Annotated in this window: 11 protein-coding genes; 4 read left to right on the top strand and 7 right to left on the bottom strand. The window is 36.7% G+C overall.

Annotation, left to right across the window (positions count from 1 at the left end; translation table 11 throughout):
* From BT156_RS16315 to BT156_RS16305, 3 genes are all read left to right on the top strand, one after another.
* Positions 1-1460, top strand: a 1460-nt coding sequence (locus tag BT156_RS16315) for an RHS repeat domain-containing protein (protein WP_072411654.1), incomplete at its 5' end; no start/stop codon positions are given.
* 6 nt (positions 1461-1466) lie between these two features.
* A complete protein-coding gene (locus BT156_RS16310; RefSeq protein WP_139255502.1) occupies positions 1467-1967 on the top strand; it encodes a hypothetical protein in 501 nt (166 codons plus the stop codon).
* Between the two features lie 523 nt (positions 1968-2490).
* On the top strand, positions 2491-7098 hold the full coding sequence (locus BT156_RS16305) for a fibronectin type III domain-containing protein (protein WP_072411652.1): 4608 nt from the start codon (positions 2491-2493) through the stop codon (positions 7096-7098).
* A 145-nt stretch (positions 7099-7243) separates the two neighbouring features.
* On the opposite strand, the gene BT156_RS16300 is transcribed toward BT156_RS16305, so the two are convergent.
* A complete protein-coding gene (locus tag BT156_RS16300; RefSeq protein WP_072411651.1) occupies positions 7244-8746 on the bottom strand; it encodes a carbon-nitrogen hydrolase family protein in 1503 nt (500 codons plus the stop codon).
* Positions 8747-8793: 47 nt separating this feature from the next.
* Here BT156_RS16300 and BT156_RS16295 point away from each other — a divergent pair, with 47 nt between their 5' ends.
* Positions 8794-9453 carry a hypothetical protein gene (locus BT156_RS16295; RefSeq protein ID WP_072411650.1) on the top strand — a complete coding sequence of 220 codons (660 nt, stop codon included), beginning with the start codon at positions 8794-8796 and terminating at the stop codon, positions 9451-9453.
* A 68-nt stretch (positions 9454-9521) separates the two neighbouring features.
* On the opposite strand, the gene guaA is transcribed toward BT156_RS16295, so the two are convergent.
* The 6 genes from guaA to BT156_RS16265 all read right to left on the bottom strand — a co-directional run bounded on the left by guaA (position 9522) and on the right by BT156_RS16265 (position 16767).
* Positions 9522-11051: a glutamine-hydrolyzing GMP synthase gene (gene guaA, locus BT156_RS16290; protein WP_072411649.1), complete on the bottom strand. Its 1530-nt coding sequence runs from the start codon at positions 11049-11051 to the stop codon at positions 9522-9524.
* Positions 11052-11239: 188 nt separating this feature from the next.
* Positions 11240-12478, bottom strand: coding sequence for a phosphoribosylamine--glycine ligase (purD, locus tag BT156_RS16285; RefSeq protein ID WP_066750336.1), 1239 nt, complete (start codon positions 12476-12478; stop codon positions 11240-11242).
* Positions 12479-12571: 93 nt separating this feature from the next.
* A complete protein-coding gene (gene purH, locus BT156_RS16280; protein WP_072411648.1) occupies positions 12572-14089 on the bottom strand; it encodes a bifunctional phosphoribosylaminoimidazolecarboxamide formyltransferase/IMP cyclohydrolase in 1518 nt (505 codons plus the stop codon).
* A 216-nt stretch (positions 14090-14305) separates the two neighbouring features.
* On the bottom strand, positions 14306-14869 hold the full coding sequence (purN, locus tag BT156_RS16275) for a phosphoribosylglycinamide formyltransferase (protein WP_072411647.1): 564 nt from the start codon (positions 14867-14869) through the stop codon (positions 14306-14308).
* 76 nt (positions 14870-14945) lie between these two features.
* Entirely contained in the window at positions 14946-15938 is a 993-nt protein-coding gene (gene purM, locus BT156_RS16270; RefSeq protein ID WP_072411646.1) for a phosphoribosylformylglycinamidine cyclo-ligase, read from the bottom strand.
* Between the two features lie 277 nt (positions 15939-16215).
* A complete protein-coding gene (locus tag BT156_RS16265) occupies positions 16216-16767 on the bottom strand; it encodes an NADPH-dependent FMN reductase (protein ID WP_072411644.1) in 552 nt (183 codons plus the stop codon).
* Between the last annotated feature and the right edge of the window lie 29 nt (positions 16768-16796).

Genomic DNA, 16796 nt, shown 5'->3' with positions numbered 1-16796 from the left:
CCATGTACAGAGCAGATGGAATAAAGCTGGAAAAAAATGCCGTAAACAGTGTTGCAGGATATAATACCCTTACCACCACAATAGAAAAGACAGATTATCTGGATGGTTTTCAGTATTACAAAAAAGAAATCACGACTTCAGGAGGAGGTCCTGGAGGAGGCCCGGAATTTGAAATGATGACAGCAAGAGCGATGGAGCCACAGGCTTTTTCTCTTGATGGACCTATAGGGCCTATTGACCCGACTATTGATCCCCCATTTGGAGGTGGCGGAATTATTGTTGATGCTAAAACACCGGATTTACAGTTTTTTCCAACTGCAGAAGGATTTTATGATTATCAGAAAAATCAATATATTTACAGCTACACAGACCATTTAGGAAATGTAAGATTAAGTTTCGGAAGAAACAGCACAGGCGTTCTTGAAATTGTAGATAATAATGATTACTATCCTTTCGGGATGAATCATTTGAAAACAGGAAATGCATATTTTGGACAAGGAAGTTATAAGTCATATAAATTCTTAGGTCAGGAATTACAGGAATCCGGGATTTATGATATGAATGCCCGTTTCTATATGCCGGATGTAGGAAGATTTGGAACACATGATCCATTAAGTGAATCAACCATTGATCCTTATGGATATGCTTACAATAATCCAATTATGTTTGTTGACCCAACAGGATTGAAAGGAGAACCTGTAATACCTCCCAACTCATTAGGAGGAGCCAATAATCCACATCCTATAGAAGAAGTGGTTGTTAATAAAAGCGGAACAATCAACTCTACCCCAGCATTGGTAATGATGCCTTCTAATTGCTTAGTATGTAATGGAGGAAGTGTAATACAGGCTCCAATGATACAAAATATGCCACCACCTATGGTACCTACACAAACACCATCTCAAAACTGGTATGGTGCTGCAGGTAAAGGAAACTGGTTTTTTGGTACGGGAGCTATTTTGACAGGGTTTGCTGGAATTGTACAATCTCGTCAATTATATAAACAAGGAGTTAGGAGAGGTATATCTGTGAATTATGCTCTAAAAGGCAGAAATCTTAGCCAATTTGGTAAAGCAGCAATGACCGATGCCACACTACCATTTTCTAAAATTGGTAAAATTGGTGAAGGATTAGGTACTGCTTCGTTTTTCTTAGGTGTAGCTTTTGATGGAATTGGAGTTTTAAATTATCTAGATAATCCAAACTCTGCAAATTCTGTTCATCCTGCGAAATTTGGATTAAATACAGTAATGGGAGTTGTTGGAAATTGGGGAGGACCAGTTGGAGCATCCGTTGGAACACTTTATTTTGGAGTTGATAATTTCTATGATGGCTCAAGTGGTTCAGGATGGCCTGGATTCTTTAATGGTGTCAATATCGACCAAAAAATGTTAGATGAAGGATTTAATCAGGCTGGTCCTTATAGATATAATATAATGGGAGCCCATGAACCAAAATAAACAATTATGAAAAAGATAAAAAGAGCATATTATTATTTTTACTATAAGATTTATAAATCGATAGTTTATACTTCTGAAATGCTAGGGGGACAATTTTTAACGGACTTTAAAACAATTATTGCTATAGGGACTTTAGAAATTTGGCTATTATTATCAATTGGGAATTATTTTTTATTAATAACCGAAAAATCTAGTGGCCAATTAACTATTCAACAACCTATTGTTTTTATTCCGCTTACAATTATTTTTGTATTAAACTATTTTTCTTTTATTCATATAGATGTATGGAAAAAATATAACAAAGAGTTTGATGAATTACCTGAGGAATTAAATAAAAAAGGAGGGATAATAGTTTGGAGTTTAGTTGCTTTAGTAGTTATTAATCTAATTTTTTCATATTACTTATTATTTGAAAGAGCTAAAAAGAATCATACAGGTCCATATTCTAAAGAATATATTGAATCTCAAAGAATTAAAGATTCTATAAGTGATGTAAATCATAAATAATTAGAGCATTACAATTGGAGTATTGAATTTTCAATGCTCCAATTTTTAATTTCTTTTTTATAAAAATTATGAGAAAAATAAAAAGAACGTATTATTACATTTTTTATAAGATTTATAAATCAATAATATATACCCCGCTGCGCAAAGTCTGTGACTTTGAGTAGATAAAAATAACCCATCGCAAAATTGCGGTGGGTTTTGTTTTATATAATGTTCTGTTTTGTATATGAAAACAGAACTATAGCGCTGCCGAATTTTTAGTAAAAAAGTCTTTAACCTTTTTATTGGTAAAAACTCTATTAATAAAGATAATAAACATTTTTTATGAGATTTTAACTTTAAAATTAAATACTAAAATTAAGCATAGAGCGTTTATCTTTCAATATTCAACTATTTAACAACTTTCAGTCCTAAAATCTTTATGGATTCTTTATACAATTTTTATAAAAAACATTGTGTTATATACTATATATTCGTAAAAAACCATTTAGATTTGCATAATTAATATTAATAACAATAACTTATGAAGAAACTTTCTACTCTTTTAGTACTTCTTCTGTGTCTGATTAATGTAGGTTTCCTGTCGAGGGCCTATGGACAGGCACCTGCAACACTCCCCTACACACAAAATTTTTCGACAGCAAATGATCTTACCTTAACCAACGGAACTCAGCCAAACAAATGGTTTTATGGTTCTGCGGCAGGTAATGCAGCAAATTCTCTTTATATCTCAAATGATAATGGAGTTACAAATGCTTACACCACCGCAGGTGCAGCAAGTACAGTCCAGGCTTATAGAGACATAACAATTCCTGCAGGATCTACTATAGCTACGATTACATTTGACTGGAAGTCTTTAGGTGAAGTAAGCTGGGATTATTTAAAGGTCTGGATGGTACCAACTACCTACACTCCTACACCAGGTACTTTAACAACTGCAGGATCAGGAAGAATCCAGATTGGTGCTGAATTCAGCAATCAAACTGCCTGGCAGACTTATCTTAATACAAACTTGAATATCAGCAGTTTTGCCGGAGGTACAATGCGTTTGCTATTCGAATGGAGAAATGACGGCGGTGGCGGTACTACCCCTCCTGCTGCGATTGACAATATCAACTTGTTTATTCCAACTTGTTTTGTGCCGACACCAACAGCTCCATCTGCAATTACTGCTACGACAGCTACTATTTCATGGACAGCTCCAACTCCGGCTCCGGCAAATGGATACGCTTATTATTTAAGCACATCAAGTGTTCCGCCTACTTCTGCTACGCTTCCTACGGGAACTGTTGCTACAACAACTGCCAACTTAAATCCTCTAACTCCTAATACTACTTATTACTGGTGGGTACGTTCTGTATGTAGTTCTACTGATAACAGTATTTGGGTTGCCGGTGCAAGTTTTACAACAGGACAGATCCCAACTACAATCCCATATACTCAAAACTTCAATACAAGTAATGATCTAGGATTTACAAGTGTTGGACAAGTTAACAAATGGGCTTATGGCTCAGCTACAGGTAATGCAGGAAACTCTATTTATGTTTCAAATAATAATGGAGTTGCCAATGATTACACAATTTCAGGTGCTGCAAGTGTAGCACATGCTTACAGAGATATTACAGTTGCTGCCGGTACAACTATTGCTACCCTGGCATTTGACTGGAAATCTTTAGGAGAAACCGGATGGGACTACCTAAGAGTATGGATGGTTCCTTCAACTTTTATGCCTGTTGCCGGAACTCAGATTACTGCCGGAACAGGTAGAATACAGATTGGTGGTGAATTTAGCAACCAAACTGCCTGGCAGAATTATCTTAATACAAACGTAACGTTAACCAGCTTTGCAGGTACTACAATGCGTTTGGTATTTGAATGGAGAAATGATGGCGGCGGTGGTACTACTCCTCCGGCTGCTGTTGACAATATCAACTTATTTATTCCAACTTGTTTTGTCCCTACAGGAATGGCTGTGCCTACTGTAACAGCAACGAATGCTACAATTAGCTGGACAGCTCCAACTCCGGCTCCCGGAAATGGATATGCTTATTATTTAAGCACATCAAGCACTCCACCTGTTGCTGCAACAGCACCTACAGGAACTTCTGCTACAACAACGACGAACTTAACTCCATTAACACCGAATACTACTTATTACTGGTGGGTACGTTCTGTTTGTAGTTCTACTGATAACAGTATTTGGGTTGCCGGTCCTAGTTTTACAACAGGACAGATACCTGCAACTCTTCCATATACTCAAAGTTTCAATACAAGTAATGATTTAGGATTTACAAGTGCCGGACAAACCAACAAATGGGCTTATGGATCTGCAACAGGTAATGCTGCGAATTCAGTTTATATCTCTAATAATAACGGAGTTACCAATAATTATACAATTTCAGGTGCTGCAAGTGTAGTACATGCTTACAGAGATATTACAATCCCTGCAGGTACAACTATTGCTACTTTGGCATTTGACTGGAAATCATTAGGTGAAACCGGATGGGACTACCTAAGGGTATGGATGGTTCCTTCAACTTTCATGCCTGTTGCCGGAACTCAGATTACTGCCGGAACAGGTAGAATACAGATTGGTGGTGAATTTAGCAACCAAACTGCCTGGCAGAATTATCTTAATACAAACGTAACTTTAACCAGCTTTGCAGGTGCTACAATGCGTTTGGTATTTGAATGGAGAAACGATGGTGGCGGTGGTACTACTCCTCCTGCTGCGATTGATAACATCAACTTGTTTATTCCTACTTGTTTTGTACCTACAGGAATGGCTGTACCAACTGTTGGAGCAACAAATGCTACAATTAACTGGACGGCTCCTACTCAGGTTCCTGCAAATGGATATCAATATTATTTAAGCACATCAAGTGTTCCGCCGGTTGCTGCTACAGCACCTACAGGAGCATCTGCTACAACTACGACAAACTTAACTCCATTAACACCGAATACAACTTATTACTGGTGGGTGCGTTCTGTTTGTAGTCCTACAGACCGTAGTCTTTGGGTTGCCGGTCCTAGTTTTACAACGACACAGATCCCTGCAACGATTCCTTATCTTCAGGATTTCACAACCACTAATGATTTAGGATTTACAAGTGGAACTCAGATTAACAAATGGTTCTATGGTACTGCTACAGGAAACCCTGGAAAATCTATTTATATCTCAAATGATAATGGTGTTACCAATTCTTATACAATTACAAGTGCTATAAGTACGGTGCATGCATACAGAGATATTACTGTTCCTGCCGGAACAACGATCGCAACATTCTCATTCGACTGGAAAGCAGTTGGAGAAAGTACTTTCGATTATTTAAGAGTTTGGTTGGTACCTGCGTCTTATATGCCGGCTGCCGGAACTCAAATTACTGCCGGAACAGGTAGAATACAGTTAGGAACTAACTATAATCAACAAGCAACCTGGCAGTCATATTCTAATGCCAACTTAAATATCAGCAGTTTTGCCGGTACTACAATGCGTCTTGTATTTGAATGGAAAAATGATGGCAGTGGTGGTACTCAGCCTCCTGCGGCTATTGATAATATTGTACTGCGTATTTGCAGTAATGCAACGCCTGTAGTAACAGTAACGCCTGCTTCTATTACTTATAATTCTGCAACCATTACTTGGCCTCAGGATATCGGAGGTGCTAGTTATAGTATCAGATACAGACCTGTTGGTTCTACAGCACCTTGGTCTACAGCAAGTGTAGCTGCCGTAAATACAGCGAATAACACTTATAACTTAACCAACTTATTAGCTGCAACATTATACGAAGTAGAAGTCGCTGCAGTTTGTAACGCAACACCTGGTGTATTCTCACATAATCAGTTTACAACAAAATGTGATCCTACTCCACCAAATGTTACAATAAGTAATATTACGACAACATCTGCATTGATTACCTGGGCTCCGCTTGCGGCTAGTTCATCATATACATTAAGATGGAGAAAAGTGGGTACTACAGGATGGCCAAATGCTGAAATAGCTTTACCATTAGCTCCTGCAAATACATACACACTTCAGAATTTAGCTGTTTATACTTCATATGAAGTACAGATCGCAAACAAATGTGACGGAACTACTACGCTTAACCCTTGGTCTAACCCTAAAGTATTTACGACTGAGAGAACATGTGATATCGCTCCTCCAGGATTAACGATCACTAACCTTACTCCTACTACAGCAGTTGTGGTTTGGGATCCGTTCCCGGGAGCAACTTATATCTTGAGATATAGAAAAGTAGGTATTCCGAGCTGGACAAATGTATCAGTGTCAACGAATACTCTTACATTGACAGGGTTATTGGAATTAACTAAATATGAAATGCAGGTTGCCAATATCTGTAGTGGAACTCCAGGAACTTTCACTCCTCCATATTTGTTTACAACGCCAACAGTAACTTACTGTCCAATGTCTTCTACAAGTGCAGCTAATGAATTTATTTCAAAAGTAACTGTAAAGCCAAACGGTAAGCCATTAATGGAAAACACTTCAGTAGGATCTACTTATACAGATTATACGGCTGTTCCTGCTAAATTCATCGAATTGATTCAAGGTTCTACAGGCAACGAAATTGCTATTGAAAAATCTTGGTTAGGGACTAACAACAATGAGGGTATTGCTGTTTGGATCGACTTTGACAGAAACGGAACTTTCGATATTAATGAAAGAATCCTTGCTTCACCTCCTAGTACAACGACTCCTGTTAAAGGAACGTTCAGCGTACCAACGGATGCATTTATCAGCTTAACTGACTTCAAATATGTTGTCATGAGAGTAGCAATGCAGAGAGACGGTATCCCTGTAAACTGTACAAGTTTTGCAAACGGAGAAGTTGAAGATTATACAGTGAGAATTTCTAAAACTCCTGTTCCTAATGCAACAAACCAGACGGATATCATGATTTATCCTAACCCGGTAAAAACTACATTGAATGTGAAAAATACAAGTTCTAGATCTAATTATAAGATCTACAATGCAGCAGGACAAATAGTATCAGCGGGAATTATCTTAAACAACAAGATCAATGTAAGTAATTTGATCAACGGAGTTTATGTGATAGATATCGATGATGTTAAGGGTACTGCCCAAAAGAAATTCATCAAAGAATAATAGTAAATTATCTTTAAAATAGAATAAGCTCTCAGAAATGGGAGCTTATTTTTTTGTAATAATTGAGAGTAAATATTTTATTTTTAATCATAAAAAATCCCGCTTTTAAAAAGCAGGATTACTATATTTTTAACCTAAAACAGATTTACTTAAGATAGGTTTCGTAAAGATCATTTCGTCTGTCTTTCAAAATCTGAACAGAACCGTTGTAGTGAAGATCTTTCAATAAATTTAAATCAACATCAACAATCAAAGTCATTTCCGTATTAGGAGTTGCCTCCCCTTTTATAGCATTTGATGGAAAAGGAAAATCAGATGGAGTAAACACTGCCGCCTGGCCAAACTGAATATCCATATTATTAACCCCCGGTAAATTTCCTACACAACCCGCGATGGCAACATAACATTCATTCTCAATAGCTCGGGCTGCTGCACAATGGCGAACTCTTATGTAGGCATTCTGGGTATCGGTAAGATAAGGAACAAATAAAATCTTCATGCCCTGATCTGCCAAAATTCTCGGAAGTTCCGGAAACTCTACATCGTAACAGATCACAAGACCAATTTTTCCGCAGTCGGTATCGAAAACTTTTATTTCGCTTCCGCCCTTCATTCCGTAGTATTTTCTTTCGTTTGGAGTGATATGAATTTTACGGTATTCGTCTACTCTTCCGTCACGATGAAGAAGATAACTCACATTATACAGATCATTATTTTCAAAAACAGGCATACTTCCGGAAATAATATTGACGTTGTAGCTAATCGCCAATTCTGAAATTTTAGCCTTGATTTGTTCCGTCAGTTTAGCCAATTCGATCATACTGTCTCTTTCTGAAAGTTTATTGAAAGGCGCTAATAAAGGCGTATTGAAAAGCTCAGGGAAAAGCACAAAATCTGATTTGTAATCGCCCATCACATTCACAAAAAACTCAACCTGTTCGTAGAAAGCATTAATATCTTTAAAATGTCTCATCTGCCACTGCACCAATCCTAAACGAATGATGCTGTCCTGCATGGTATTTGGTTTTTTACTGTAATAGACGTTATTCCATTGCAATAAAACGGCATTTTCTTTTGAAGATTCATCTTCCGGAAGATATTTTTTTAAAACCTTAATTGGCAGAAAATTATTCGATAACTGAAAAGACAAAACAGGATCATAAATTTCCTTATCTCTTACTTTTCGGATATAATCTCTGGCTGAAAGTTCATGGCTGTATTTATGGTAATTCGGGATTCTTCCACCCAAAACAATGGATTTAAGATTGAGCAGTTCACAAAGCTCTTTTCTGGCATCGTAAAGTCTTCTTCCCAGACGTAATTCGCGATATTCGGGATCAACGAAAACTTCAATTCCATACAAAACATCTCCCGTTGATAAGTGGGTATTAAAAGTATAATTTCCTGTGATATCAACGTAGGTATGATCATCCCCAAATTCATTATAATTAACGATAATGGAAAGGGCAACCGCAGCCAATTTACCATCTACTGTGATACAAATTTGACCTTGAGGAAAAATTCTAGTCAGTTTTTCTATACTTTTTTTTGACCATATAGATTCAGACATTTGAGGATAAGCACGCTTCATTGTCACTACCAATTCATCGTAATCCTGAACCGTCAGTGTACGTGTGTCTATTTGCATATCATGTAATTTTACCTAAATTTAAGGAAAATTACCTAGAAACTATAATGGATTTGGATACTTATATAAAATACACCGATGAAAATAATAACGAAACTTCACAAAAACAGCTTGATCAATTTTCAGAATTTAACCGTTTGACCTATGACAGTACAACCCATGAACTTAAAAAAATAGAGCGGTTTTCTAAAAATTACAGAACGAAGGAGGTTGAACAGTTAGGAGGAGAAGTTTATCTCTCTCCGGAAGATATTTTACCGGAAGTAATTACCAATCATATAGATATCGGATCGTTTGGTAAGCCCTGGACGTTTCATTATAATAAAAAAGCTAACGATAAAGGAGAAACTCAATGGGATTCTATTTTGTATCGTAACGGCAGTTTGCATGGTAAAGCTATTTCTATATTTGATGAAAGAAATAGAAAATTAGCAGGCTGTTCAATAGATCTATTAACGGGAAACAAAACGGATAAGTTTAAAAACTTTTATGGTGATCCTTCCATATTTGAGTATGAATTTGAAAATGAAACAATTCCCACAATTAAATTTACATATAACGAAGATGGTCGTGTTGATGAAATTTTCTTTCAGGATGATGAATTTTCAGTGAGAGATTTTTTGGATAATGATGAGATTACAGCAAAATTTCCTTGGAAAGAGAATGTGTACTATCATGCTTTTGAGCCTATGCTTTCCTTAATTTAAAATAAGATATTTGAAACAAAAAAATCCTGCTCATAAGAACAGGATTTATATTTTAAATTAAATCAAGATTATTCCCACTCAATAGTTGCAGGTGGTTTGCTTGAAATATCGTAAGCTACTCTGTTGATTCCTCTTACTTCGTTGATGATTCTGCTTGAAACAGTATCTAAAAACTCGTAAGGAAGTCTGCTCCATGTTGCTGTCATAAAGTCGATGGTGTTGGCAGAACGAACAACCGCAGTATATTCATATGTTCTTTCATCACCCATCACTCCAACAGATTTTACAGGAAGTAAAACTACGAATGCCTGAGAAACTTTCTCGTAAAGGTCATTTTTATATAATTCCTCAATGAAAATATCATCAGCTTCCTGAAGGATTTTCACTTTTTCAGCATCTACAGCTCCCAAAATTCTGATTCCTAAACCTGGACCAGGGAAAGGGTGCCTGTGTACCAAATGATGAGGAATACCTAATTCTTCCCCAACTTTTCTTACTTCATCCTTGAAAAGCTCTCTTAAAGGCTCCAACAGCTCAAATTCCATTTCTTCCGGAAGTCCGCCAACGTTGTGGTGAGACTTGATTACTGCTGAAGGTCCGTTCACCGACTGACTTTCGATAACGTCAGGGTAAATTGTTCCCTGTGCCAAGAATTTAGCACCTTCGATTTTATGAGATTCTTCATCAAAAACATGAATAAATTCGTTTCCGATGATCTTTCTTTTTTGTTCAGGATCGTCAACTCCGGCTAATTTAGATAAGAATCTTTCTGAAGCGTCAACCAATTTAATATTCATATTAAAATGCTCGCCGTAATTTTCCATTACTTTTACGTCTTCATTCTTTCTCAATAAACCTGTATCAACGAAGATACACTGCAACTGATCACCAATTGCTTTGTGAATTAAAACGGCTGCTACAGAAGAATCTACTCCTCCAGAAAGACCAAGTATCACTTTATTGTCACCTACTGTTTCACGGATTTCTGCAACTGTTTTTTCGATATAATTGGTCAGTTTCCAGTTTTTCTCTGCATTACAGATTGAGAAAACGAAATTTTCCAACATTTTACCACCTTCCTCAGTATGAGAAACCTCAGGGTGGAACTGTACGCAATAGATTTTCTTATCTTCATTAGAAATAGAAGCAATTACACCAGATTTTGCGTTTAATTCAAAACCTGTCGGCAATTCTCCAACCTCATCAAAGTGGCTCATCCAAACTACAGAGTTTTGAGTTACCCCTTTTAATAAAGAACTTTCTTTAATGATATCTAAATGAGCTTTTCCGTACTCTCCTTTTTCACCTTTATTTACTTTTCCGCCTAAAAGATGTGCCGTTAACTGCATTCCGTAGCAAATTCCCAACACAGGAATTCCCTGCTCGTATAATTCTTTTTCAACTAAATGAGCATTTTCTGCATTCACAGAACTTGGTCCGCCGGAAAGGATAATTCCTCTCGGCTGCTTTTCTAAAATAGTTTCTAATGGCGTATTGAAAGGTAAAATTTCAGAATATACTCCCATCTCACGGATTCTTCTTCCGATAAGCTGGTTGTACTGAGATCCGAAATCTAATATGATAATACCGTTATTCATTTTATAATTGATAAATGATGATTGATAAATGATTTTTATCCGGGTTTCACCCGGAGCTATTATAGTTTCGCCCCTTCAGGGCTCACCTTAAGTGTCTTTAGAACTTGCTTATTCAGCCCGATCCTATTGATGAAACGTTTTACAAAAAAAGACTTGGAAATGTTCCAAATCTTTTTTCGTGATTTTTATTAAAACTTCCCGATATCTTCTCTGTAGAAACTGTAATCGAAGTGTACATGTCCTGCATCTTCGTATACTTTCTTGCGGGCATCATCGTAAGTTGCTCCTGTAGCCACAATGTTCAGCACTCTGCCACCATTGGAAACGACTTTGTCGCCTTTTTTGATAGCTCCTGCATATAACAGCTGACTGTGTTTTACTTTATCTTCGCCTACGATCTCAAAACCTGTCTCAATGTTTCTAGGATAACCTCCAGAACACATTACAAGACAAATCGCTTTTTCGTCTTTAAACTTAAGCTCAATGTCTCTTCCTTCCATACAGTCGTTGATAACGTCTAACAGATTGTTTTCCATTAAAGCCATCAATACCTGAGTTTCAGGATCACCGAATCTCATATTGTACTCAAGTAGGTAAGTTCCTTTCTTAGTTACCATCAATCCGAAGAAGATAATTCCTTTGAAACTGAAACCTTCAGCTTTAAGACCTTTTACAGTAGGTTCTAAAATATTTTGTTCGAAATCTGCAGCGTGTTCTGCTGTAAATTCCGGGCTTGGTGCCACAGATCCCATACCTCCTGTGTTCGGTCCTGTATCACCGTTTCCAGCTTTTTTATAATCTTTTGCAGCAATACAAGGGAATAATTTTTCACCGTTTGAGAATGCAATGATAGAAGCTTCAAAACCTTCTAAAAATTCTTCAATAACCAAACGGATACCTGCGTCTCCATAGATTCTTCTGATCATGAAATCGTGAATCGTAGCTTCAGCTTCTTCCAACGTGTCGCAAATTACAACACCTTTTCCGCCTGCCAAACCACTCGCCTTGATCACTAGAGGATATTCCTGAGTTTGTACATATTCTTTAGCTTCGTTATATGAATCAAATACCACAGCTTTTGCTGTCTTGATATCATAGGTCTGCATGAATTTTTTAGAGAAAGCCTTACTTCCTTCAAGACTTGCTACTTTTTGATTCGGACCAAAAACTTTAAGATCGTGCTTCTTAAACTCATCCTTCAACCCTGCTACAAGCGGAGCTTCAGGACCTACGATCGTAAGATCTACTTTTTCTTTAATGGCAAAATCTCTAAGTTCTTTAATCTCTGATAAATGAACATTTTTCCCTATTACATCGGTAGTAGCGTTTCCGTTTGCAAAAAACATTTTAGAAACTCTCGAGTCATTTTGAAGTTTAGCTGCCAAAGCAGACTCTCTTCCACCTTCACCTATGATTAATATTCTCATACTTTATTTAATTAACTAGTCTATAATATTACAAATATATAATTTTGAATGTTAAAAAAACAATCTCAAAATATAATTTTAATTCTATTTTAATTAATGGAAAAAATGTCTAACACCAGTAAACATCATCGGAATGCCATGCTCATTCGCTGCCTCGATGCTGTCTTGGTCTTTTACACTTCCTCCCGGCTGAATAATAGCTGTGATACCTTCCTGAGCGCAGAAATCAACTACGTCACGGAAAGGGAAAAATGCATCAGAAGCTAAAACTAGATCTCCTGTGAATTTTCCTTTTGCTCTTTCAATAGCCTGCTGAGTCGCCCAGATTCTGTTAACCTGTCCGCCACCGATTCCGAAAGCCTGGATTCCGTTTGAAACAACAATTGCGTTTGATTTAACGTATTTCACTACTCTCTGAGAGAAAAGCAAAGCTTTCTTCTGCTCTTCTGTCGGCTGAGTTTCAGTAACCACTTTAATATCATCAGAGAAGATACTGTCGTTGTCCTGAACTAATATTCCGCCATCAACCTTCACCCAAGTCTGACGGTCAGAGACCGCATTAATTATTTTAATGATTCTTAAATTTTTCTTTTTTCTTAAAATTTCCAAAGCATCCTCATCAAAATCAGGAGCCATAACGATTTCCAAGAAAGTTTTGTTTAATTCTTCAGCTGTTGCAGCGTCAACCTTGTAGTTGGTAGCAACAATTCCGCCAAAGATAGAAATAGGATCACACTCAAAAGTTTTTTGGTACGTTTCCAATGCTGAAGTTCCGATCGCAACTCCACAAGGTGTAGAATGCTTCACTGCACAACAAGCCATTTCTTCTTTGAATTCGTTTACCACTTTCCAGCAAAGATCCATATCACGAAGATTGTTGAAAGACAATTCTTTACCTCCCAATTGTTCGAAATCTTTCATTGCTCCGTTCTCGAAAGTAGAAACATAGTAAGCAGCCGTCTGATGTGGGTTTTCACCATATCTCAGGTCAGAAACTTTTTTGTAAGATGCGTTTAAATAAGTTGGATAATCTTCATCTAAAAGCATTCTTGAAATAGCAGCATCATAAGCCGAAGTAAGATTGAATACTTTACCTGCTAACTTTTTACGTGTTTCGATGTAAGTATCACCGTTTTGTTCCATTTCAATTTTTACTGCTGCGTAATCTTCAACATCAGTAATAACCGTTACAGAATCAAAATTCTTAGCTGCCGAACGAAGCATTGACGGACCTCCGATATCGATAAACTCTACCTTTTCGTGTAATGAAATGTCTTTGTTAACATTTTCAAAGAAAGGATATAGGTTGACGATAACCATGTCGATCAAATCAATTCCATGTTCTTTAACCGTCTTCATGTGCTCTTCACTTGAACGAACAGCCAACAAACCTCCATGAACTTTCGGGTGTAAAGTTTTTACTCTACCGTCCAACATTTCAGGGAAATTAGTAACCTCATCAATCTGAATTGGATTTAAACCAGCATCTTTCAAATGTTTGAATGTCCCTCCTGTAGAAATCAATTCGTAATTCTGGGCTTCCAAAAACTGTGCAAATTCTATCAATCCGCCTTTGTCAGAAACACTGATTAAAACTCTCTTTTTACTCATTTTACTTTCAATTTTTTACTTTTCACAGCTATTTCAAACTGTAAATCGGGTCTTTCACCTCCGATTTTACTTTATTTTACTTAGATTTTTTGCTTTTTTTCGAAATATTTAAAATCTAAATGTGTTTTTTTAATTTGATTAAAGAGATGCTTCGACTCGCTCAGCATGACAGCTCTAATACTAAATATTAGTTTTTTAACGCAAAGAGCGCTAAAATTAGTTTCCTAATACTTTATTGATCGCAATTGGGAAAATTTCATATTCAACTAAATGAACTTTTTCTGCTACCGTTTCGGGAGTATCATCTTCTGTTACAGCGAATGATTTTTGTAGAATTGCTTCTCCTTCATCGATTCCCGGAGTCACAAAATGTACGGTTGCTCCACTTTCTTTTTCTTTAGCTTCAATAACCGCATGGTGAACATGATGTCCCCACATTCCTTTTCCTCCGTATTTTGGAAGTAAAGCCGGATGGATGTTGATTATTTTTCCGCTCCAGTTTTCACAAAATTCAGGTTTTAGGATTGATAAAAATCCTGCCAATACAATTAAATCTGTATTTTCAGGAATGATTTTACTCAATTCGCTGCTGAAGTTTTTTCCTCTCGGAATCAGAACGTGTTCTATATTGTGATTTTGGGCTCTTTCCAATCCGTAACATTCTCTGTCGGCAACAACCAAAGATACTTTTGCATTCTGGATTTCTCCATTATCAATGGTATCGATAATTCTCTGAAGATTGGAACCTGAACCAGAAACAAGTATAACTATGTTTTTCATAAAATTAATGTAACAATGTATCAGTTTAGCAATGTAACAATGAATTCAATTGGTACACTGGTACATCGATAAATTGTTATATTGATAATTTGATCTTTTCGCCTCCTTCTGTAATTTCTCCGATCTCGTAAGCATCGTCCAGAAGGTGTAATACTTTTTCTGCGTGTTCTGCATCAACTACAACGATCATTCCGACACCCATGTTGAATGTTCCGAACATCTCTTCACGAGCTACGCCACCTCTTTTTTCTAATTCCAACATAATACTAGGAATTTTGATTTTTGAAGCATCGATTGAAGCACACAATCCGTCACCGATAATTCTTGGAATGTTTTCGTACAATCCACCACCCGTAATGTGAGCGATACCTGCAACCTGTACTTCTTCAATTACTTTGTGAATATCTTTGTAATATAATCTAGTTGGAACTAAAAGCGTCTCATATAAAGGTTTTCCTTCGAATTCTTCTTCAAAATTCGGGAATACTTTTCTTACCAAAGAGAATCCGTTTGAGTGGAATCCTGAACTTGGTAGCGCAATAATTTTGTTACCCGGTTTGATCTTAGAACCGTCGATAATCTGATCTTTTTCAACAATTCCTACACAGAATCCTGCAACATCATAATCTCCAGGCTTGTACATTCCCGGCATTTCAGCAGTTTCACCACCAATCAATGCACAGTTGTTATCTTTACAAGCTGCTACCATTCCTAAAACGATCTCAGCAGCGATTTCGGAATCTAACTTTCCGCAAGCCAAATAATCTAAAAAGAACAATGGTTTTGCACCGTGACAAAGGATGTCATTCGCACACATTGCAAAACAATCTACTCCGATAGAATCGTATTTTTTAGAATCTAAAGCTACTTTCAGCTTCGTTCCCACTCCATCAGTTCCTGAAACCAAAACAGGATTTTTGTATCCTCCGATTTCATAGAAAGCCCCAAAACTTCCCAAATGATTCAATACATTGGAATTGTGAGTTTCCCCAACCGCTTTTTTGATCTTGTCAACGGTTTTGTATCCTTCTTCTTTGTCTACTCCTGCTGATTTGTACGTGTTGCTCATAATATTTAAAATAATCTAGCAATGTATCAGTTTAACAATGTAACAATGCTTTCAATTAAGTTGGCACATTGATAAATTGGTACATTATATTGTCTTTTTATATCAATTTTAGAAAATAAAAAAGCCGACAATCTTGGTAGATTATCGGCCGTTATTTTATCTCAGAATTTCAGTGCCCACAGTTTTCCCTTTTATGGAGAAACATTCTTTGAAAGTGGACTGAATTTTCATCTTTTTTCTTTTTGCAAAGATATTAATTTTAAATTAATATTCAAACCTATTTTTCAAGGATCGTTTCAATAGCCGAAATCTTCTGAATTTTTTCTCTTAATTCGCTGTCTTTCTCTTCATTGGAAATTTTTTGAGCCGCTTTGTCAAAATTATCATTAAAGAAAGGAAGCGTAAAGGTATCAACGATATTTCCTCCATGAAGAGGGAAACGTTTTGCTGCAGCTTCTAAAACTCCTAAACCACCTCTAGCTCCCGGAGCTGTCGCCATCAACAACATCGGAACTTCATTCCATACTGCTCTGGGCTTTATTCTTGAAGTCCAGTCGAACACATTTTTGAATGCTGAGGAATACGTTCCGTTATGCTCAGAAAGTGCAACCAAAAGAACATCTGCGCTGTCAATTTTTGATGCAAAGTCTTCTGCCTGCTGCGGAATTCCGCTTTCTACTTCTCTTTGATGTTTGTAAATTGGCATTTCAAAATCGTTCATGTCAACGATTTCCACTTCAGCGTTTTCGAATAATGTTGTTGCGTAAGTTACCAATTGTCTATTGATTGATGTGTCAGAATTACTTCCTGCTACTGCTAAAATTTTCATTATATTTTTATCTGTTTAAAGTTTGCAAA

The organism is Chryseobacterium limigenitum, assembly GCF_900114875.1.
GTDB lineage: Bacteria > Bacteroidota > Bacteroidia > Flavobacteriales > Weeksellaceae > Chryseobacterium > Chryseobacterium limigenitum.
This window is presented reverse-complemented; position numbering and strand designations above follow the sequence as displayed.